Below are 21,457 nucleotides of genomic sequence, written 5' to 3'. Positions count from 1 at the left end.
ACTCACGACGTGGCTGCGTTTTTCACGGTTAATTTATGGCGTACTGAAGCCCTATGTTAATTTCTTTGCGGTAACGTAATCCGGAACACATTAAGCTTATTGAGATAGTGATACGTAGCACTTCCCCCATGCAATTCGGCAATCGCTTTGACTAAAGAAAGACCAAGTCCCTGACCTACGGAATGACGCGAATTATCTCCGCGCCAAAATCTACGGAAGAGTTTTTCAGGCTCATTAATTTTCGTACCAGGGCTGGCGATATCAATATTAAGAGAGCCGTTGGTATCAAGAAAACTGGTTATAAGAATGCGCGATTTTTCTGGCGAATATCGAATAGCGTTAACAATAAGATTCGATAACATTCGTTGTAGTAAAATTTTATCCGCAAAGATTTGCTGATTGCACTCGACCTTAAAGCAAATCTCTTTCTCGTCTGAAAGGTATTCAAGATAGTCCAACAAATTTTCGACTTCCTTATTGAGAGAAAGCGAGTCCAGTTTCACCAAAACATTATTTTTATCTGCCCTGGCAAGAAACAGTATGTTCTCTGTTAACCGCGAAATATTTTCCAGCTCTTCAATGTTTCCGGCAATTGTTTTTTGATATTCAGCGATACTTCTGTTTTGACTGAGCGTAACCTGATTCTGACCCAGTAATGCATTAATTGGCGTTCTAAGTTCATGAGCGAGATCGTCAGCAAATTGACTTAGGCGTTCAAAATCTTTGACTAAGGCTTGGTGCATTTTATTCAACGCCTGCCCAAGAGGTTTTAGTTCTCTCGGTAATGCGCTAACCTCAACAGGCTCCCGGTTATCGTTATAATTCAGCGCTTCCGTTACACCACTCAACTTTTTGATCTCTCGTAACCCCGTTCTGATTAACAGCGGACTTAATACTGAGCAAAGTATAATGGCGACAATGCAAATTATAATGCTATTAATTTTATACTGTTCAAGCATGTTATGTCTGGCTGAAGCCAATTTAGCCACAGTAACCGTTAATGATGGCGAAACTTCATCAATATTAATTCGTAAAGCATCTATCTCTGTATCATTAATAATGCTTCTGTAAATGCCAGCTGCGCTGATTGTCTCAGTAGCAGGTATGTTATTTAACATGTCATCACTGACATTCGTCCGGTTAACAATTTTGTTGATGCTATCACCATGAATGATCAAGATATCCTGACTAACATCCATCATCCGGTTAAAGTACACAGGTAACGTATCTGGATTTACCCCATCAATTAACAACTGCTTGATCTGCGCTGTCCGGTTAATGAGTGTTGTATCATCGCGCCATTTCAACTCACTTGCCAGGCCATTATAGAGAGTCCAGACAATTCCAGCGCCAGCAACAGACAGCACCAATATAAAAAGCAAGGTTAAACGGACGGTTATAGATAATCTTTTCATTATTTTTTTACCGCTACGAATGAATAGCCCATCCCCCGGATTGTGGCGATTAGCTTTTCAGGAAAAGGATCATCAACTTTTGCGCGGAGCCTGCGAATGGCGACGTCCACCGTATTGGTATCACTATCAAAGTTGATTCCCCAAATTTCACTCGCAATAACCGTTCTGGGTATAATTTCGCCAGCTCTGGAGGCCAGTAGCCAAAGTAACTGAAACTCCTTGCGCGTCAGTGTAATACTGATATTGTCCCTGCTCACACTTTGACTAACAGAGTCCATTCTTAAGCCACTGATTTCTAATGTTGAATTCAAAGCATGATGTTGCCTTAATTGTGCCCGAACCCTTGCCAGCAACTCAGAAAATGAAAAAGGTTTTACCAGATAATCATTTGCTCCACTGTCCAGCCCTCTGACTCTGTCATCGACAGAATCCCTTGCAGTAAGGCAAATAACAGGGGTTTGCTTTGCTGTTCTTAACGTTTGTAAGATCTGCCAGCCATCCATACCCGGAAGCATAATATCCAGAATGATCAATGCATAATCATCCTTCAGCGCAAGATAAAGCCCATCTCTGCCATCAGAAACGGCATCAATGACATAACCCGCTTCGGAAAGCCCCTGCGTTACCCACTCCTGGGTCCTTTGATTATCTTCAATAAGTAAAATCTTCATGAAAATAATATGCCATAAATCATATGTTATAGAAACAGCCTGGTTCATTACAAAATTGTAATGCTGCTGTAAGGTTACCCTGGACGCTTTTTCGCTATCCTCAAAACTCATTCACATGACAAGGATATAAACATGTTAAAGCGTTATTTAGTTCTCTCCGTAGTAACGGCTGCATTTTCATTACCTTCTTTGGTCTATGCTGCACAACAAAACATTCTTAGCGTGCACATTTTGAACCAGCAAACAGGAAAACCCGCTGCCGACGTGACAGTCACTCTTGAAAAGAAAGCGGACAACGGCTGGTTACAACTTAATACCGCCAAAACAGATAAGGATGGACGAATTAAGGCACTGTGGCCCGAGCAAACTGCAACTACGGGCGATTACCGTGTCGTATTTAAAACCGGGGACTATTTCAAGAAACAAAATCTTGAAAGTTTCTTCCCTGAGATCCCCGTTGAATTTCATATTAATAAAGTGAACGAGCATTATCATGTGCCTTTATTACTTAGCCAATATGGGTATTCAACCTATCGTGGCAGTTAATGCATAAATATGTAAAAGCAGATCTCTGCTACTGTTAGGGAGGACACTCCCTGACAGATTAACAGTAAACGGCTCTTGCTGGCTAACGACAAAAAAGTGTGATGGCTTATGAAAAAGAATCAATTTTTAAAACAATCAGATGTTACGGCCGAGTCAGTATTCTTTATGAAGCGTCGGCAGGTGTTAAAAGCACTGGGCATCAGCGCGGCTGCACTTTCTTTGCCTCACGCTGCGCATGCCGATCTGCTTAGCTGGTTTAAAGGGAACGATCGCCCACCTGCCCCCGCCGGAAAACCGTTGGAGTTCAGCAAGCCTGCCGCCTGGCAAAATGACCTGCCACTGACGCCAGCAGATAAAGTTTCCGGCTATAACAACTTCTATGAATTCGGGCTGGATAAAGCCGATCCCGCCGCTAATGCTGGTAGCCTGAAAACCGATCCATGGACATTGAAAATCAGCGGCGAAGTGGCAAAACCATTGACCCTCGATCACGATGATTTAACCCGTCGCTTCCCGCTGGAAGAGCGTATTTATCGTATGCGCTGCGTGGAAGCATGGTCGATGGTGGTGCCGTGGATTGGTTTTCCGCTGCACAAATTACTGGCGCTTGCCGAACCCACCAGCAATGCGAAGTATGTCGCTTTCGAAACAATTTATGCACCGGAACAGATGCCAGGCCAGCAGGACCGCTTTATCGGCGGCGGGCTGAAATATCCTTATGTCGAAGGATTGCGTCTCGACGAAGCAATGCATCCGCTCACACTGATGACCGTGGGTGTTTATGGCAAGGCGTTACCGCCACAAAATGGCGCGCCGGTGCGACTGATTGTGCCGTGGAAATATGGCTTTAAAGGGATTAAATCGATAGTCAGTATTAAGCTGACCCGCGAGCGTCCGCCAACCACCTGGAATCTGGCAGCGCCTGACGAATACGGTTTTTACGCCAACGTTAATCCGCATGTTGATCACCCGCGCTGGTCACAGGCTACCGAACGATTTATTGGTTCAGGCGGCATCCTCGATGTACAGCGCCAGCCAACGCTACTGTTTAATGGTTACGCCGAGCAGGTGGCATCGCTGTATCGTGGCCTGGATTTGCGGGAGAATTTCTAAATGCGTCTGACAGCAAAACAGGTGACATGGATGAAAGTTTGCCTGCATCTTGCCGGATTGTTGCCGTTTCTCTGGCTGGTCTGGGCGATCAATCACGGTGGACTGGGTGCCGATCCAGTGAAAGATATTCAGCATTTTACTGGTCGCACTGCACTGAAATTTTTGCTGGCGACCTTGTTAATCACACCTCTGGCACGCTACGCAAAACAGCCGTTATTGATACGCACTCGCCGCCTGTTAGGCTTATGGTGCTTTGCCTGGGCGACACTGCATTTAACCAGTTACGCATTACTGGAGCTGGGCGTGAATAATCTGGCGTTATTAGGTAAGGAGTTAATTACCCGGCCTTATTTAACGTTAGGAATTATCAGCTGGGTTATTTTGCTTGCTTTAGCGTTTACTTCAACCCAGGCGATGCAGCGAAAACTCGGCAAGCACTGGCAACAGTTGCATAATTTCGTCTATCTTGTCGCGATCCTGGCCCCAATACATTATCTGTGGTCAGTGAAGATTATTTCACCGCAGCCACTCATCTACGCTGGGCTGGCGGTACTGCTTTTAGCCTTACGGTATAAGAAGTTGCTTTCCCTTTTCAACCGGTTACGCAAGCAGGTTCACAACAAATTATCTCTATAACTTCATATTACCGACAAAGTACGCGTTATCCCTGCCGGATGCGGCGCGAGCGCCCTATCCGGCCTACGCAGATCACATCAGGTTATGTTTCGTTTGTCATCAACCTCAAATCATCGACATAATTTATGTCATTTCAATAAGATAGGAAAATATACCTGAGGTAACTTTGCACTCGTTTCCTAAGAGTTGTTGCATTTTGTTATATGTTACAATATAACATTACACATTATATACATTAACTCTGGAGGAAACTGTTTTGGCGATTCGTCTTCATAAACTGGCTGTTGCTTTAGGTGTCTTTATTGTTAGCGCTCCTGCCTTTTCGCATGGTCATCACTCACACGGCAAACCCTTAACAGAGGTCGAACAAAAAGCTGCTAATGGTGTTTTTGATGATGCCAATGTACAAAACCGAACGCTAAGTGACTGGGATGGAGTCTGGCAATCCGTTTATCCTTTACTGCAAAGTGGCAAACTTGACCCCGTCTTTCAGAAGAAAGCGGATGCAGATAAAACCAAAACATTTGCTGAAATTAAAGATTATTATCGCAAAGGTTATGTGACAGATATCGAGATGATTGGCATTGAGGACGGCATTGTTGAATTCCATAGAAATAATGAAACAACATCCTGTAAATATGATTACGATGGATACAAAATACTCACCTATAAATCAGGTAAGAAAGGCGTTCGTTATTTATTCGAATGTAAAGATCCTGAAAGCAAAGCCCCTAAATATATTCAATTTAGCGATCATATAATTGCACCACGAAAATCATCTCATTTTCACATTTTTATGGGTAATGATTCACAGCAATCTTTATTAAATGAAATGGAAAACTGGCCAACGTATTATCCCTATCAGTTGAGTAGCGAAGAAGTGGTCGAGGAAATGATGTCTCATTGATTTTTTTTCGCTGATTCAATTATTTAACAGAACAGTGCCTGGTAGTAACGACAATAATTTACCAAGACAAATAAATAAGACAAACTCAGACACGCTCATGCTTGAGACGTGTCTTTTTTATTATGTCTGTAGAAAAAACTGAGAAAACGGCGAACAATAAATACACAACTCACCAATACAGACTGGCTGCGCCAATGTCTCCAGGAGCAAGTCATCTGTCATGGTAAAGCTAACCAGAAATATAGGTTAATTTTGGTATTTAAACCTTTTTTACTTGTTAGTATGATACAAAGGCTTTCAAAAAAGCTGGGAAATTCAACAACTCTTGGAAATTATGGACTTTGTCCCGCGGCTTTAATCTGACGGCCGCGTTCCTTTTTTTGCTCAATTATTGACCACTTCTCTACGCAACTTCAGTTCCCACCACCAACTTTGCGGCAGCTTTGTAGGATCAATGTCTAAAAGAATAATGGTGACCGATAAGAAAACGACTGAATAATTGCAGATTTTCGCTCGAAACCTTCCTGTCAGATCCATAGCGAATCAAGTGCTGAATGTCACAGTATCGAACAGAAAACAGTGACGATCTAACCCTTCAAGAATATTCTACGATTGTTCTGTTTAGGAAAAGCAAGGCGGGAAGTCGGGAGATAAGTCATTGATAAAGTGGCGGAGAGAGGGGGATTTGAACCCCCGGTAGAGTTGCCCCTACTCCGGTTTTCGAGACCGGTCCGTTCAGCCGCTCCGGCATCTCTCCGTTCAGATGGTTGCCATGATGCCAGGAAATTTGGCATTTTAACAGTCCCTGTCCGTGCAATTTTGTTCAAGTGACGAGTTTGCGAGCAAAACGATGATTAAGTGGCCCTGGAAAGTACAAGAATCAGCACATCAAACTGCCCTTCCCTGGCAGGAAGCACTATCGATCCCCCTTTTAACGTGTCTGACGGAACAGGAACAAAGCAAATTAGTCACTCTTGCCGAACGTTTTTTACAGCAAAAGCGGCTTGTTCCTTTACAGGGCTTTGAACTGGATTCATTAAGAAGCTGCCGGATAGCACTTCTATTTTGCCTTCCCGTTCTGGAGTTAGGACTGGAATGGCTGGATGGTTTTCATGAAGTCTTAATTTATCCTGCGCCATTTGTGGTCGATGATGAATGGGAAGACGATATCGGTCTGGTGCATAACCAACGTATTGTTCAGTCAGGTCAGAGCTGGCAGCAAGGGCCTATCGTTTTGAACTGGTTGGATATACAAGATTCTTTTGATGCTTCTGGTTTTAACCTGATTATTCATGAAGTCGCTCATAAGCTGGACACCCGTAACGGCGATCGCGCCAGCGGAGTTCCCTTTATTCCGTTGCGTGAGGTTGCTGGCTGGGAACACGATCTTCATGCTGCAATGAACAACATTCAGGAAGAAATCGAATTAGTTGGCGAGAATGCGGCGAGCATTGATGCTTATGCTGCCAGTGATCCTGCTGAATGTTTTGCCGTACTTTCTGAATATTTCTTTAGCGCCCCAGAACTTTTTGCTCCTCGTTTCCCTTCATTGTGGCAACGTTTCTGCCAATTTTATCAACAAGATCCTTTGCAGAGACTGCATCACGCTAATGATACAGACTCGTTTTCGACGACGAATGTTCATTAATTAACAACTTTGCAGATTAATTAACCAATTGAAATGACTTATGAAATTTAGTGTTGACAGACAAGGTACCGCTAAGTAATATGCGCCCCGTTCACACGATTCCTCTGTAGTTCAGTCGGTAGAACGGCGGACTGTTAATCCGTATGTCACTGGTTCGAGTCCAGTCAGAGGAGCCAAATTCTAAAAATTCGCTTTTTAGCGCAATGTCACTGACCTTAGTTGAGCATTGCTTTTTAACGGATAGCGGGTTTTTGACATCTTAAGCGCCCTCGACCTTTATGGTTGAGGGCGTTTTGCTATGGACGCCATCACCATTTTCCCCTCGATTATAAAACTTGAGTAATTCAGTAGTCTCCCCTCTTGCAACTCACACCCAAAACTGCTTAACGAAAAGTTATTAATTTTCAATCATATTGCTATCAGGATTTACTTTTTTTCGCTGTGCTAGAAAGGGCGCATTTATGTTAGCTCGTTCAGGGAAGGTAAGCATGGCTACGAAGAAGAGAAGTGGAGAAGAAATAAATGACCGACAAATCTTATGCGGGATGGGTATTAAACTACGCCGCTTAACTGCGGGTATCTGCCTGGTAACTCAACTTGTGTTCCCTATGACTGTGGCAGCACAAGGTGTGGTAAACGCCGCAACCCAACAACCAGTTCCTGCACAAATCGCCATTGCAAATGCCAATACGGTGCCCTACACCCTTGGAGCGCTGGAATCGGCCCAAAGCGTTGCCGAACGTTTCGGTATTTCGTTGGCTGAGTTACGCAAACTCAACCAGTTTCGTACGTTTGCTCGAGGTTTTGATAATGTCCGCCAGGGGGATGAACTGGATGTCCCGGCACAAGTTAGTGAAAAAAATTCAACCCCGCCGCCGGGTAATAGCAGTGACAACCTCGAGCAACAGATAGCCAGTACTTCACAGCAAATCGGGTCTTTGCTCGCCGAAGATATGAACAGCGAGCAAGCGGCAAACATGGCGCGTGGATGGGCCTCTTCTCAGGCTTCAGGGGTAATGACAGACTGGTTAAGCCGCTTCGGTACCGCAAGAATCACGCTGGGCGTGGATGAAGATTTTAGCCTGAAGAATTCCCAGTTCGATTTTCTCCATCCGTGGTATGAAACGCCTGATAATCTCTTTTTCAGCCAGCATACCCTCCACCGTACTGACGAACGTACGCAGATTAACAACGGCTTGGGTTGGCGTCATTTCACTCCCACATGGATGTCGGGCATCAACTTCTTTTTCGACCACGATCTTAGCCGTTACCACTCCCGCGCCGGCATTGGCGCGGAGTACTGGCGCGACTATCTTAAATTAAGCAGTAACGGCTATTTGCGACTGACCAACTGGCGCAGCGCACCTGAACTGGACAACGATTATGAAGCACGCCCGGCCAATGGCTGGGATGTACGCGCAGAAGGCTGGTTACCCGCCTGGCCGCACCTTGGCGGTAAACTGGTCTATGAACAGTATTATGGCGATGAAGTGGCCCTGTTCGATAAAGATGATCGGCAAAGTAATCCTCATGCCATAACCGCTGGACTTAACTATACCCCCTTCCCGCTGATGACCTTCAGCGCGGAGCAACGCCAGGGTAAACAGGGTGAAAATGACACCCGTTTTGCCGTCGATTTTACCTGGCAACCTGGCAGCGCAATGCAGAAACAGCTTGACCCGAATGAAGTCGCTGCACGGCGTAGCCTTGCAGGCAGCCGTTATGATCTGGTGGATCGCAACAACAACATCGTTCTGGAATATCGCAAAAAAGAACTGGTTCGCCTGACCCTGACAGACCCCGTGACAGGGAAGTCAGGAGAAGTGAAATCATTGGTTTCGTCGCTACAAACCAAATATGCCCTGAAAGGCTATAACGTCGAAGCCACCGCTCTGGAAGCTGCCGGTGGTAAAGTGGTCACAACGGGTAAAGATATTCTGGTTACCCTGCCGCCGTACCGGTTCACCAGTACGCCAGAAACCGATAACACCTGGCCGATTGAAGTCACCGCTGAAGATGTCAAAGGCAATTATTCGAATCGTGAACAGAGCATGGTAGTCGTTCAGGCACCTACGCTAAGCCAGAAAGATTCCTCGGTATCGTTAAGTACCCAGACGTTGAGCGCGGATTCCCATTCAACCGCCACACTGACTTTTATTGCTCATGATGCAGCAGGTAATCCTGTTATCGGGCTGGTGCTCTCGACGCGTCACGAAGGTGTTCAGGACATCACCCTTTCTGACTGGAAAGATAATGGTGACGGAAGCTATACCCAAGTCCTGACCACAGGAGCGATGTCTGGCACGCTGACGCTTATGCCACAGCTGAACGGTGTGGATGCGGCTAAAGCCCCCGCCGTGGTGAATATCATTTCTGTTTCGTCATCCCGAACTCACTCGTCAATTAAAATTGATAAGGACCGTTATCTCTCCGGCAATCCTATCGAGGTGACGGTAGAACTGAGAGATGAAAATGACAAACCTGTTAAGGAACAAAAACAGCAACTGAATACCGCAGTCAGCATCGACAACGTGAAACCTGGTGTCACTACAGACTGGAAAGAAACCGCAGATGGCGTCTATAAAGCAACCTATACCGCCTATACCAAAGGCAGTGGGCTTACTGCGAAGCTGTTAATGCAAAACTGGAATGAAGATTTGCATACCGCTGGATTTATCATCGACGCCAACCCGCAGTCAGCGAAAATTGCGACATTATCTGCCAGCAATAATGGTGTGCTCGCCAATGAGAATGCAGCAAACACCGTCTCGGTCAATGTCGCTGATGAGGGAAGCAACCCAATCAATGATCATACCGTCACGTTTGCGGTATTAAGCGGATCGGCAACTTCCTTTAACAATCAAAACACCGCAAAAACGGATGTTAATGGTCTGGCGACTTTTGATCTGAAAAGTAGTAAGCAGGAAGACAACACGGTTGAAGTCACCCTTGAAAATGGCGTGAAACAAACGTTAATCGTCAGTTTTGTCGGTGACTCAAGTACCGCACAGGTTGATCTGCAGAAGTCGAAAAATGAAGTGGTCGCTGACGGCAATGACAGCGCCACAATGACCGCGACAGTCCGGGATGCAAAAGGCAACCTGCTCAATGACGTCAAGGTCACCTTCAATGTTAATTCAGCAGCAGCGAAACTGAGCCAAACCGAAGTGAATAGCCACGACGGGATCGCCACAGCTACGCTGACCAGTTTGAAAAATGGTGATTATACGGTTACGGCCTCTGTGAGCTCTGGTTCCCAGGCTAATCAACAGGTGAATTTTATCGGTGATCAAAGTACTGCTGCCCTGACCCTCAGTGTGCCTTCAGGTGATATCACCGTCACCAACACAGCTCCGCTACATATGACTGCAACCTTGCAGGATAAAAATGGCAACCCACTAAAAGATAAAGAAATCACCTTCTCTGTGCCAAACGACGTCGCAAGTCGGCTCTCGATTAGCAACGGCGGAAAAGGCATGACGGATAGTAACGGGGTTGCAATCGCCTCCCTGACCGGCACGTTAGCGGGCACGCATATGATCACGGCTCGTCTGGCTAACAGCAATGTCAGCGATGCACAGCCAATGACGTTTGTGGCGGATAAAGACAGAGCGGTTGTCGTTCTACAAACATCGAAAGCGGAAATCATTGGGAATGGCGTGGATGAGACGACTCTGACAGCAACAGTGAAAGATCCTTTTGATAACGTGGTTAAAAATCTGTCAGTAGTCTTCCGCACCTCTCCCGCAGACACGCAACTGAGTCTGAACGCGCGTAATACTAATGAGAACGGTATTGCTGAAGTTACCCTTAAGGGCACGGTTTTGGGTGTTCATACAGCCGAAGCCATACTGCTTAACGGCAACAGAGATACGAAGACAGTCAATATTGCGCCCGATGCCAGCAACGCGCTAGTCACGCTGAATATCCCTGCTCAACAGGTGGTGACGAATAACAGTGACAGCGTGCAGCTGACGGCGACGGTGAAAGATCCGTCAAATCATCCGGTAGCGGGAATAACGGTGAACTTCACCATGCCACAGGACGTTGCGGCAAACTTTACCCTCGAAAATAACGGTATTGCCATCACTCAGGCCAATGGGGAAGCGCATGTCACGCTCAAAGGTAAAAAAGCGGGCACGCATACGGTTACCGCAACGCTGGGTAACAATAATGCCAGCGATGCGCAGCCAGTCACATTCGTGGCGGATAAGGACAGCGCAGTTGTCGTTCTGCAAACCTCGAAAGCGGAAATCATTGGGAATGGCGTGGATGAGACAACGCTGACAGCAACAGTGAAAGATCCTTTTGATAACGTAGTAATAGATCTACCGGTCACCTTTAGTACTAACCCGGCTGATACACAACTTAGTCAGAGCACGAGCAATACAAACGACAGTGGTGTTGCTGAAGTTACCCTTAAGGGCACGGTTTTGGGTGTTCATACAGCCGAAGCCACACTGCCTAACGGCAACAACGATACGAAGACAGTCAATATTGCGCCCGATGCCAGCAACGCGCAGGTCACGCTGAATATCCCTGCTCAACAGGTGGTGACGAATAACAGCGACAGCGTGCAGCTGACGGCAACGGTGAAAGATCCGTCGAATCATCCGGTGGCGGGAATAACGGTAACCTTCACCATGCCACAGGACGTTGCGGCAAACTTTACCCTCGAAAATAACGGTATTGTCATCACTCAGGCCAATGGCGAAGCGCATGTCACCCTCAAAGGCAAAAAAGCGGGCACGCATACGGTTACCGTAACGCTGAGTAATAACAATACCAGTGATTCGCAGCCGGTAACGTTTGTGGCGGACAAAACCTCGGCTCAGGTTGTCCTGCAGATATCAAAAAATGAGATAACAGGTAATGGCGTCGATAGCGCAACGCTAACTGCAACGGTCAAAGATCAGTTCGACAATGAGGTGAACAATCTTCCGGTAACATTCAGCACAGCTTCTTCAGGCCTCACCCTGACCCCAGGGGAAAGTAATACCAATGAGTCTGGCATCGCGCAGGCCACTCTCGCAGGCGTTGCCTTTGGTGAGCAGACTGTTACTGCATCACTGGCTAATACTGGTGCCAGCGACAACAAAACTGTGCATTTTATTGGCGACACAGCGGCGGCAAAAATTATCGAGTTGACGCCTGTCCCAGACAGCATATTCGCCGGTACCCCGCAGAACAGCACCGGCAGCGTCATTACCGCCACAGTCGTTGATAATAATGGCTTTCCGGTGAAAGGTGTGACTGTGAACTTCACCAGCAGAACAAACTCTGCCGAAATGACGAATGGCGGCCAAGCCGTAACGAACGAACAGGGTAAGGCTACCGTCACTTATACCAATACCCGCTCCTCGATAGAATCAGGAGCGAGACCAGATACCGTTGAGGCCAGTCTGGAAAATGGTAGCTCCACGCTTAGCACATCAATTAATGTCAATGCTGATGCGTCTACGGCACATCTCACTTTGCTACATGCACTTTTTGATACAGTCTCCGCAGGCGAGACAACCAGTCTGTATATTGAGGTGAAGGATAATTACGGCAACGGTGTCCCCCAGCATCAGGTGACCCTCAGCGTTTCACCAAGTGAAGGCGTGACCCCCAGTAATAACGGTATATATACTACCAACTACTACGGCAATTTTTACGCAAGCTTTACCGCTACAAAAGCCGGGGTTTATCAAGTGACGGCAACCCTCGACAATGGCGATTCGATGCAACACACAGTGACCTATGTGCCGAACGTCGCGAATGCTGAAATCTCGCTGGCAGCCTCGAAGGATCCGGTGATTGCCGACAATAACGATCTCACGACACTAACAGCAACAGTCGCTGATACAGAAGGCAATGCGATAGCCAACACTGAGGTAACATTTACTCTGCCGGAAGATGTGAGGGCGAACTTCACACTGAGCGATGGCGGTAAAGCGATTACTGATACTGAAGGCAAAGCGAAAGTCACGCTGAAAGGTACAAAAGCAGGCGCTCATACTGTTACAGCATCGATGGCTGGCAGTAAGAGCGGACAACTGGTGGTGAACTTTACTGCGGATACGCTCACTGCGCAGGTTAATCTTAACGTTACCGAGGACAACTTTATCGCCAATAACGTTGGGATGACCACACTTCAGGCAACAGTGACTGATGGAAACGGCAACCCGTTAGCCAATGAGGCGGTGACATTCACGCTACCGGCAGATGTGAGCGCAAGCTTCACTCTCGGACAAGGCGGTTCCGCCATTACAGACATCAACGGCAAGGCTGAAGTTACACTGAGCGGTACAAAATCCGGCACCTACCCCGTGACAGTTAGTGTGAACAATTATGGTGTCAGTGATACGAAACAGGTGACTTTGATTGCCGATGCTGGTACAGCTCAAATGGCTGGTTTTACCGCATCATCAAGCTCATTCACCGCGAGCACAACCGAGGGCGCGACCCTGACGGCAAGCGTCACTGACGCTTACGGCAACCCGCTAGAAGGCATCAAGGTCAATTTCCGCGGCCCCGCCACTACGCTGAGTAACACCAGCGTCGAAACGGATGCTCAGGGTAAAGCAGAAATTCTTGTGACAAGCACCATTGCAGGAACGAAAGTAGTTACAGCTAATCTGGCAAATGCACCTACCGAAGCCGCCATACGAACGCTGACTGTCAAAGCAGATGTTGATTCTGCGGCGATCACCAGTCTGGAAATACCTGAAGGTCAGGTAATAGTCAGAGAACCCATAGCGGTTAAAGCACACGTCGACGACCAGTTTGGCAATCCAGTTGCTGACCAACTTGTGACATTCAGTGCAGAGCCGTCAAGTTTTAACATGGTCATTAGTCAGGATACGGTTTCTACAAATAGCCAGGGTATAGCTGAGGTCACCATGACGCCCGGAAGATACGGTTCGTATACTGTGAAAGCGTCCCTGACGAATGGCTCCTCTTATGAGAAGGACCTGGTGGTAATCGATCTAAGACTAACACTCACGGCATCAAGTCCGCTTATCGGCGTCAATGACCCATCGGGAGCAACTCTGACTGTAAGGTTAACTCATGCAAACGGGGCTCCATTGAGCCATGAACTCGTTACCTTTAGCGTAACGCCCGAAGGTGCAACGTTAAGTAGCCAAACAGCGACAACCAACACTTCAGGTGAGGCACAAGTCGTTCTGACCAGCAATAAAGTCGGTACATATGTGGTGACAGCATCGATCCAAAGCGGCGTAATTATTCAGACTCAGACAACCGTGAAGGTCACTGGCAACCCAAGCACCGCACATGTTGCTAGTTTTATCGCTGATCCGTCGACTCTCACGGCCAACAACAGTGATATCAGCACGTTAAAGGCTACTGTTGAAGATAGCAGTGGGAACCTGGTCGAAGGTGTCAATGTGAACTTCGCATTAAAAAGAGGCTTTGCCTTTGCCACATTAACGTCATTAACAGCGGTGACCGATCAAAACGGAGTCGCGACAACGAGCGTAAGAGGAGCGATAACGGGGAGCGTCACGGTAAGCGCAGAAACGAGCTATGGTGGGGCGCAAACAGTAGATATAACGCTGGTGGCAGGCCCGGCAGACGCCTCGCAGTCCGTCCTTAAAAACAACCGGTCATCACTGAAAGGGGACTTTACCGAAAGTGCTGAACTATATCTTGTTTTACACGATCTATCAGGTCATCCGATCAATGTTTCTGAAGGGCTGGAATTTGTGCAATCAGGTACCAACGTGCCCTATGTGCAAATCAGCACAATTGATTACACTCAAAATTTATACGGTGAGTATAAAGCCACTGTTACAGGCGGCGGAGAGGGTATCGCAACGCTGATCCCCGTGTTGAATGGTGTTCACCAGGCGGGTCTGAGTACCACGATAGAATTCATTAGCGCGGGAACCAGACCAATGACCGGTACAGTATCAGTGAATGGTGCAAACCTACCTGCAGCTTCATTCCCTTCGCAGGGATTTACCGGGGCGTATTATCAGTTGAATAATGACAACTTTGCACCAGGAAAAACGGCGGCTGATTATGCGTTTTCAAGCTCTGCCTCCTGGGTAGGCGTTGATGCTACTGGTAAAGTGACATTCAAAAATGACGGTGATAGCAATACTGTAATAATCACAGCGACCCCAAGATCCGGTGGCGCTATTTACCAAACGCAAGTACGGGTGAAAGGCTGGTGGGTGAATCACGGTAATAACCTCATGCAATTAAGCCAGGCTGAAAACTACTGCAGCAACCAGGTCGGTAATGGCTACACCCTTCCCCGCGCGGACCTTTTAAGCAATGGGCACATGCGGCGCGAAATAGGGTCACTGTATGGTGAGTGGGGAGATATGGGAAATTACATGAAGGAAGCTGATTTTTATTCAATGGTATATTGGTCTTCTAATTCCGCAGGCGCAGGCCAACAATACATTGTATCCCTGGAAACAGGGACGCAAAACACTTATCAAACGTATGAATTTTTTTATGGGGCGTGTTATAAACAGATTTAATTTTTCGTTATAATTTCTTAAAGAGTGCTCCATTCGGGGCACTCTTTTTTACATTCCCTCTACAGAACTTGCCCTTCTCTCACAGAAAATGAATAAATAAAAATGCGATACCGCCAGATTCGCGTTCGGTGTGACTATGGTTGTATCCGGTGAGTACAGCTTTGCTCCAAAGACTGGCTTTCTGTAATGATTGACCAGCCACAGAGTATTGATGACACCACCGTTCATAACAGATCGGCATTAATATGCATAAATACTGCCTCATATTCTCGCCAAAACACTTTTTAATGCCTTTGCGAATTCATCCAGACTTATATTGTCAATTTTTTGCCCAACGACGACTGACTCCGAAACATCGGCCATTGCGGGCCATCGCGTTTTGTAATCAGCATAAATTGCAACAACGGGGGTATTATAGGCACTTGCCATATGTAATATTGAGGTGTCAGGAGTTATTGCGATATAAGCATCTTTTATGATTGCTGCCGAACGTTTAATCGAGGGTGATAAGGATAAACGGAAGACATTATTATAACAATCCACTAATACCCTGGCTTTATCTTCCCCTTTTGGTCCATGAACGATCACTATTGGCATATCTGTTTCACTTTGAATTTTTGCTATTAGATTTTCTGCTATCGATAATGAAAATGTACGTTCCTGTGCACTACCTTCTAAATTGAGCGCAATGTAAGCTCCTAACGATCGCATTTCCTCGCGCACCTCATCGAGTACATCCTCACTTAGTGGCAATTCATATATTGGCCTGACTGCTGGAAAACCCGCCTCACGCATCATAAATGCCCATGTCATGGGTACGGGAGCCCGGAGACTCTGATCCATCCGGGACGCGTCCTTACACAAAGGGGAATAGCACTTCATGGTTAAACCAACAACCTGAAAATTCGTTTTTGCTTTCAACTGACTGATAAATATCATCGTTTTCAGGTTCTTTTTACGCATCGCCTCTATACAAAGATCCGGCGTACCGTATTGCAGTGTTATGTTCTTCGCTAAATTTTTTATTTCTTTTAATGTTGCGTGATCCTGCATAGTCATTGTAACTAATGTTAATTTAGTCTGTACAAGTTTGAGCGCATTAAAGACTTCTAAATTAATAGTCGAAGTAACAATTAAAAGATGCTTTATTTTATGCATTTCAATCGCCCGAATAACTGGAAAGATGGCCATAGCATCGCCAATTTGATCGGGAATATGGATGACAACAAAGTCTGTTTTTCCAATATTGAAATTATTAGCTTTATAAGCGTAGTAACTAAATGCAATACGTCTCAACAATGATGCTAAAAACATACCTAACCTCGCCTCCCTACTGGTTATAATGCAATGCAGTCTATCAGACTCATCAGGGTGCTATTTTGTACATATGCGGACTTTTATGTTTCATATCTCGAACCTGTGGGTGCTCTGCTTAATCCTTAAACAACACCAGCAACGCCCGTGCTTTCATCTTCCATCGAATTTTTCATGTTGCCGCTAATCAGCCATAAAATCATTTGCAGATGCGCTCTGTCGAGGTAGTCTCATAAGGTTCGTTTATAGATCGACGGCAATGTGAGTTACCTTTTCCATACTAATTATAAAAAGACAGTACAAACAGGATCATTATGGACTCCACGCTCATCTCCACTCGTCCCGATGAAGGGACGCTTTCGTTAAGTCGCGCCCGACGAGCTGCGTTAGGCAGTTTCGCTGGTGCCGTCGTCGACTGGTATGATTTTTTACTCTATGGCATTACCGCCGCACTGGTGTTTAATCGCGAGTTTTTCCCGCAAGTAAGCCCGGCGATGGGAACGCTCGCCGCATTTGCCACCTTTGGTGTCGGCTTCCTTTTCCGACCGCTAGGCGGTGTCATTTTCGGTCACTTTGGCGACCGACTGGGACGTAAGCGCATGTTAATGCTGACCGTCTGGATGATGGGCATCGCGACAGCCTTGATTGGTATTCTTCCTTCATTCTCGACCATTGGGTGGTGGGCACCTATTTTGCTGGTGACACTGCGTGCCATTCAGGGATTTGCCGTCGGCGGCGAATGGGGAGGCGCAGCGTTGCTTTCCGTTGAAAGTGCGCCGAAAAATAAAAAAGCCTTTTACAGTAGCGGTGTACAAGTTGGCTACGGAGTAGGTTTACTGCTTTCAACCGGACTGGTTTCATTGATCAGTATGATGACGACTGACGAACAGTTTTTAAGCTGGGGCTGGCGCATTCCTTTCCTGTTTAGCATCGTACTGGTACTGGGAGCATTGTGGGTGCGCAATGGCATGGAGGAGTCCGCGGAATTTGAACAACAGCAACATAATCAAGCGGCCGCGAAAAAACGCATCCCGGTTATCGAAGCTCTGTTACGACATCCCGGTGCTTTCCTGAAGATTATTGCACTACGACTGTGCGAGTTGCTGACGATGTACATTGTTACTGCCTTTGCACTTAATTATTCAACCCAGAATATGGGGTTACCGCGCGAACTTTTCCTTAATATTGGTTTGCTGGTCGGTGGATTAAGCTGCCTGACAATTCCCTGTTTTGCCTGGCTTGCCGATCGTTTTGGTCGCCGCAGGGTTTATATCACAGGTGCGTTATTCGGAACGTTGAGCGCATTTCCTTTCTTTATGGCGCTTGAAGCACAATCTATTTTCTGGATAGTTTTCTTCTCCATCATGCTGGCAAACATTGCGCATGATATGGTGGTGTGTGTACAACAACCGATGTTTACCGAAATGTTTGGTGCCAGTTATCGCTATAGTGGCGCTGGAGTCGGTTATCAGGTTGCCAGTGTGGTTGGCGGTGGATTTACACCTTTTATTGCCGCTGCACTCATCACTTACTTTGCCGGGAACTGGCATAGCGTCGCTATTTATTTGCTGGCTGGATGCCTGATTTCCGCAATGACCGCTTTGTTGATGAAAGACAATCAACGCGCTTAATAGCCTGGCGAAGATCATCCGATCTTCGCCTTACACTTTTGTTTCACATTCCTGTGACATACTATCGGATGTGCGGTAATTGTATGGAACAGGAGACACACATGAATAATAAGGGCTCCGGTCTGACCCCAGCTCAGGCACTGGATAAACTCGACGCGCTGTATGAGCAATCTGTAGTCGCTTTACGCAACGCCATTGGCAAATATATTACAAGTGGCGAATTACCTGATGAAAACGCCCGCAAACAAGGTCTTTTTGTCTATCCATCACTGACCGTAACCTGGGACGGTAGCACAACCAATCCCCCCAAAACGCGCGCATTTGGTCGTTTTACCCACGCAGGCAGCTACACCACCACGATTACTCGCCCTACTCTCTTTCGTTCGTATCTCAATGAACAACTTACGTTGCTGTATCAGGATTATGGTGCGCATATCTCGGTGCAACCCTCGCAGCATGAAATCCCTTATCCTTATGTCATCGATGGCTCTGAATTGACACTTGATCGCTCAATGAGCGCTGGGTTAACTCGCTATTTCCCGACAACAGAACTGGCGCAAATTGGCGATGAAACTGCAGACGGCATTTATCATCCAACGGAATTCTCCCCGCTATCGCATTTTGATGCGCGCCGCGTCGATTTTTCCCTTGCGCGGTTGCGCCATTATACCGGTACGCCAGTTGAACATTTTCAGCCGTTCGTCTTGTTTACCAACTACACACGTTATGTGGATGAATTCGTTCGTTGGGGATGCAGCCAGATCCTCGATCCTGATAGTCCCTACATTGCCCTTTCTTGTGCTGGCGGGAACTGGATCACCGCCGAAACCGAAGCGCCAGAAGAAGCCATTTCCGACCTTGCATGGAAAAAACACCAGATGCCCGCATGGCATTTAATTACCGCCGATGGTCAGGGTATTACTCTGGTGAATATTGGCGTGGGACCGTCAAATGCTAAAACCATCTGCGATCATCTGGCGGTGCTGCGCCCGGATGTCTGGTTGATGATTGGTCACTGTGGTGGCTTACGTGAAAGCCAGGCCATTGGAGATTATGTACTTGCACACGCTTATTTACGCGATGACCACGTTCTTGATGCGGTACTGCCGCCCGATATTCCTATTCCGAGTATTGCTGAAGTGCAACGTGCGCTTTATGACGCCACCAAGTTAGTCAGCGGCAGGCCCGGTGAGGAAGTCAAACAGCGGCTACGTACTGGTACTGTGGTAACCACAGATGACAGGAACTGGGAATTACGTTACTCAGCTTCTGCACTTCGTTTTAACTTAAGCCGGGCCGTAGCAATTGATATGGAAAGTGCAACCATTGCCGCGCAAGGATATCGTTTCCGCGTGCCATACGGGACACTACTGTGTGTTTCAGATAAACCATTACATGGTGAGATTAAACTTCCCGGTCAGGCTAACCGTTTTTATGAAGGCGCTATTTCCGAACACCTGCAAATTGGCATTCGGGCGATCGATTTGCTGCGCGCAGAAGGCGACCGACTGCATTCACGTAAATTACGAACCTTTAATGAGCCGCCGTTCCGATAATAAGTTCTGAACCTTCTTATCAGAAATAGATGTGAAGGAGTAAGTAAGACATCTGGCAAATAGCCTGCAATAAACGCGGGCTGTTTGCTTTCTTGGACAGATGCGAGTTTTATTATCGTCTTAATAATTCCCACATATTAAAAGCAAGTATGCTTTCAAAACACAATTATAAAAAATCCCGCCAACAATATAATTTTTTATGAAATTAAATATAAGATTATGACTTTAGAATATTTTTATTTCTAATAGACGAGATTTTTCCTGTTATGATATAATATGCCGAATTAACACATGTTAACGATTTACCAGTAATGTAAATAAATTTTCGAGGAGATCATTCCAGTGGGACGTAAATGGGCCAATATTGTTGCTAAAAAAACGGCTAAAGACGGTGCGACGTCTAAAATTTATGCAAAATTCGGTGTAGAAATCTATGCCGCTGCCAAACAAGGTGAACCCGATCCAGAATTAAACACATCTTTAAAATTCGTTATTGAACGAGCAAAGCAGGCACAAGTTCCAAAGCATGTTATTGATAAAGCAATTGATAAAGCCAAAGGCGGCGGAGATGAAACGTTCGTGCAGGGCCGTTATGAAGGCTTTGGTCCTAATGGCTCAATGATTATCGCTGAGACCTTGACTTCCAATGTTAACCGTACGATTGCTAACGTTCGCACAATTTTCAATAAAAAAGGCGGCAATATCGGAGCGGCAGGTTCTGTCAGCTATATGTTTGACAATACGGGTGTGATTGTATTTAAAGGAACAGACCCTGACCATATTTTTGAAATTTTACTTGAAGCTGAAGTTGATGTTCGTGATGTAACTGAAGAAGAAGGTAATATTGTTATTTATACTGAACCTACTGACCTTCATAAAGGAATCGCGGCTCTAAAAGCAGCTGGAATCACTGAGTTCTCAACAACAGAATTAGAAATGATTGCTCAATCTGAAGTTGAGCTTTCCCCAGAAGATTTAGAAATCTTTGAAGGGCTTGTTGATGCCCTTGAAGATGACGACGATGTTCAAAAAGTTTATCATAACGTCGCAAATCTCTAATTATATTTTAAAGGAATCTGTCTTTATGGCAGATTTCTTTAATCTCATATATTCTTATAAAAAATATAATATTCAACTCGTCATATTGATTATAAAAATACCGACCCCAGAGAAATAATATTTATTAAAATTCCAGGTTTTCTTTTTCTGATTACAGAAGACAAAGTGGCAATTACGTTTAGTTTCCTGATAAAAACGCGACAGCAACATCCCGCATAAGGCATTTTTCTCTATACCTTTGTATGGTACTTCACGGAACGAATTTTTTGACCTTGCGAATCGTGATGTCTGTTGGGGGGCAATTTGCTCACAGAAGCGTGAGACTCGATTAAGCGCACGAAACACAGAAATCAATAAATATCCTCCGGCATAGCCGGAGGTTTTTCAAATGCGCCTATAAGGCTCTCTTACCAGCCGCGCCCTAACAGGCGCACACGATCTGACATTTGCATCCAACTTCGTT

The 21,457-nt window shown here is 46.1% G+C and carries 12 protein-coding genes and 2 tRNA genes; 10 read left to right on the top strand and 4 right to left on the bottom strand.

What is annotated here, in order from left to right:
• Positions 1-56: 56 nt before the first annotated feature.
• Both hprS and hprR read right to left on the bottom strand, forming a co-directional pair.
• Positions 57-1,415, bottom strand: a complete 1,359-nt coding sequence (hprS, locus tag ACJHWK_RS20370) for a two-component system sensor histidine kinase HprS (RefSeq protein ID WP_170886278.1) — start codon at positions 1,413-1,415, stop codon at positions 57-59.
• Positions 1,415-2,086, bottom strand: coding sequence for a response regulator transcription factor HprR (hprR, locus tag ACJHWK_RS20365; protein ID WP_001339045.1), 672 nt, complete (start codon positions 2,084-2,086; stop codon positions 1,415-1,417). Before hprR ends, hprS begins: the two co-directional genes overlap by 1 nt.
• Positions 2,087-2,218: 132 nt before the next feature.
• Here hprR and hiuH point away from each other — a divergent pair, with 132 nt between their 5' ends.
• The 4 genes from hiuH to zinT all read left to right on the top strand — a co-directional run bounded on the left by hiuH (position 2,219) and on the right by zinT (position 5,288).
• Positions 2,219-2,632 (top strand): hydroxyisourate hydrolase, encoded by a 414-nt coding sequence (gene hiuH / locus ACJHWK_RS20360; RefSeq protein WP_000920132.1) that lies wholly within the window; start codon positions 2,219-2,221, stop codon positions 2,630-2,632.
• A 108-nt stretch (positions 2,633-2,740) separates the two neighbouring features.
• Complete coding sequence (gene msrP, locus ACJHWK_RS20355; RefSeq protein WP_170886277.1) at positions 2,741-3,745, top strand: protein-methionine-sulfoxide reductase catalytic subunit MsrP; 1,005 nt, start codon at positions 2,741-2,743, stop codon at positions 3,743-3,745.
• On the top strand, positions 3,746-4,381 hold the full coding sequence (gene msrQ / locus ACJHWK_RS20350; RefSeq protein WP_001241115.1) for a protein-methionine-sulfoxide reductase heme-binding subunit MsrQ: 636 nt from the start codon (positions 3,746-3,748) through the stop codon (positions 4,379-4,381).
• Between the two features lie 256 nt (positions 4,382-4,637).
• A complete protein-coding gene (gene zinT, locus ACJHWK_RS20345) occupies positions 4,638-5,288 on the top strand; it encodes a metal-binding protein ZinT (RefSeq protein ID WP_001007767.1) in 651 nt (216 codons plus the stop codon).
• A 667-nt stretch (positions 5,289-5,955) separates the two neighbouring features.
• On the opposite strand, the gene ACJHWK_RS20340 is transcribed toward zinT, so the two are convergent.
• Positions 5,956-6,045, bottom strand: a tRNA-Ser gene (locus tag ACJHWK_RS20340).
• Positions 6,046-6,138: 93 nt separating this feature from the next.
• Between ACJHWK_RS20340 and mtfA the strand changes: the two genes are divergently transcribed.
• The 3 genes from mtfA to ACJHWK_RS20325 all read left to right on the top strand — a co-directional run bounded on the left by mtfA (position 6,139) and on the right by ACJHWK_RS20325 (position 15,434).
• Positions 6,139-6,936, top strand: coding sequence for a DgsA anti-repressor MtfA (gene mtfA, locus ACJHWK_RS20335; protein ID WP_001362605.1), 798 nt, complete (start codon positions 6,139-6,141; stop codon positions 6,934-6,936).
• A gap of 100 nt (positions 6,937-7,036) precedes the next feature.
• Positions 7,037-7,112 (top strand) — tRNA-Asn (locus ACJHWK_RS20330).
• Positions 7,113-7,424: 312 nt separating this feature from the next.
• Positions 7,425-15,434: an Ig-like domain-containing protein gene (locus ACJHWK_RS20325; RefSeq protein ID WP_170886276.1), complete on the top strand. Its 8,010-nt coding sequence runs from the start codon at positions 7,425-7,427 to the stop codon at positions 15,432-15,434.
• A gap of 261 nt (positions 15,435-15,695) precedes the next feature.
• Here the strand turns inward: ACJHWK_RS20325 and ACJHWK_RS20320 are convergent, their stop codons facing one another.
• Positions 15,696-16,748 carry a glycosyltransferase family 9 protein gene (locus ACJHWK_RS20320; protein WP_410234914.1) on the bottom strand — a complete coding sequence of 351 codons (1,053 nt, stop codon included), beginning with the start codon at positions 16,746-16,748 and terminating at the stop codon, positions 15,696-15,698.
• A 314-nt stretch (positions 16,749-17,062) separates the two neighbouring features.
• Here ACJHWK_RS20320 and shiA point away from each other — a divergent pair, with 314 nt between their 5' ends.
• From shiA to ACJHWK_RS20305, 3 genes are all read left to right on the top strand, one after another.
• The gene (gene shiA, locus ACJHWK_RS20315) at positions 17,063-18,379 is read left to right on the top strand and encodes a shikimate transporter (protein WP_000378560.1); all 1,317 of its coding nucleotides are present in this window, start codon (positions 17,063-17,065) and stop codon (positions 18,377-18,379) included.
• Positions 18,380-18,480: 101 nt separating this feature from the next.
• Positions 18,481-19,935 (top strand): AMP nucleosidase, encoded by a 1,455-nt coding sequence (gene amn / locus ACJHWK_RS20310; RefSeq protein WP_001060231.1) that lies wholly within the window; start codon positions 18,481-18,483, stop codon positions 19,933-19,935.
• A 342-nt stretch (positions 19,936-20,277) separates the two neighbouring features.
• Positions 20,278-20,994 carry a YebC/PmpR family DNA-binding transcriptional regulator gene (locus ACJHWK_RS20305; RefSeq protein ID WP_000532923.1) on the top strand — a complete coding sequence of 239 codons (717 nt, stop codon included), beginning with the start codon at positions 20,278-20,280 and terminating at the stop codon, positions 20,992-20,994.
• Positions 20,995-21,457 lie beyond the last annotated feature (463 nt).

Source organism: Escherichia sp. WS547 (assembly GCF_046486065.1).
Lineage (GTDB): Bacteria > Pseudomonadota > Gammaproteobacteria > Enterobacterales > Enterobacteriaceae > Escherichia > Escherichia coli.
The sequence above is the reverse complement of the archived record's forward strand: the minus strand, read 5'-3'. Positions and strand labels throughout refer to the sequence as shown.

What these genes read in the sequence shown, in the direction of transcription:
- amn (WP_001060231.1), top strand. Translation starts at nt 18,481, where the DNA reads ATGAATAATAAGGGCTCCGGTCTGACCCCAGCTCAGGCACTGGATAAA.
- ACJHWK_RS20320 (WP_410234914.1), bottom strand. Translation starts at nt 16,748, where the DNA reads ATGTTTTTAGCATCATTGTTGAGACGTATTGCATTTAGTTACTACGCT.
- msrP (WP_170886277.1), top strand. Translation starts at nt 2,741, where the DNA reads ATGAAAAAGAATCAATTTTTAAAACAATCAGATGTTACGGCCGAGTCA.
- hprS (WP_170886278.1), bottom strand. Translation starts at nt 1,415, where the DNA reads ATGAAAAGATTATCTATAACCGTCCGTTTAACCTTGCTTTTTATATTG.
- hprR (WP_001339045.1), bottom strand. Translation starts at nt 2,086, where the DNA reads ATGAAGATTTTACTTATTGAAGATAATCAAAGGACCCAGGAGTGGGTA.
- ACJHWK_RS20325 (WP_170886276.1), top strand. Translation starts at nt 7,425, where the DNA reads ATGGCTACGAAGAAGAGAAGTGGAGAAGAAATAAATGACCGACAAATC.
- hiuH (WP_000920132.1), top strand. Translation starts at nt 2,219, where the DNA reads ATGTTAAAGCGTTATTTAGTTCTCTCCGTAGTAACGGCTGCATTTTCA.
- shiA (WP_000378560.1), top strand. Translation starts at nt 17,063, where the DNA reads ATGGACTCCACGCTCATCTCCACTCGTCCCGATGAAGGGACGCTTTCG.
- msrQ (WP_001241115.1), top strand. Translation starts at nt 3,746, where the DNA reads ATGCGTCTGACAGCAAAACAGGTGACATGGATGAAAGTTTGCCTGCAT.
- mtfA (WP_001362605.1), top strand. Translation starts at nt 6,139, where the DNA reads ATGATTAAGTGGCCCTGGAAAGTACAAGAATCAGCACATCAAACTGCC.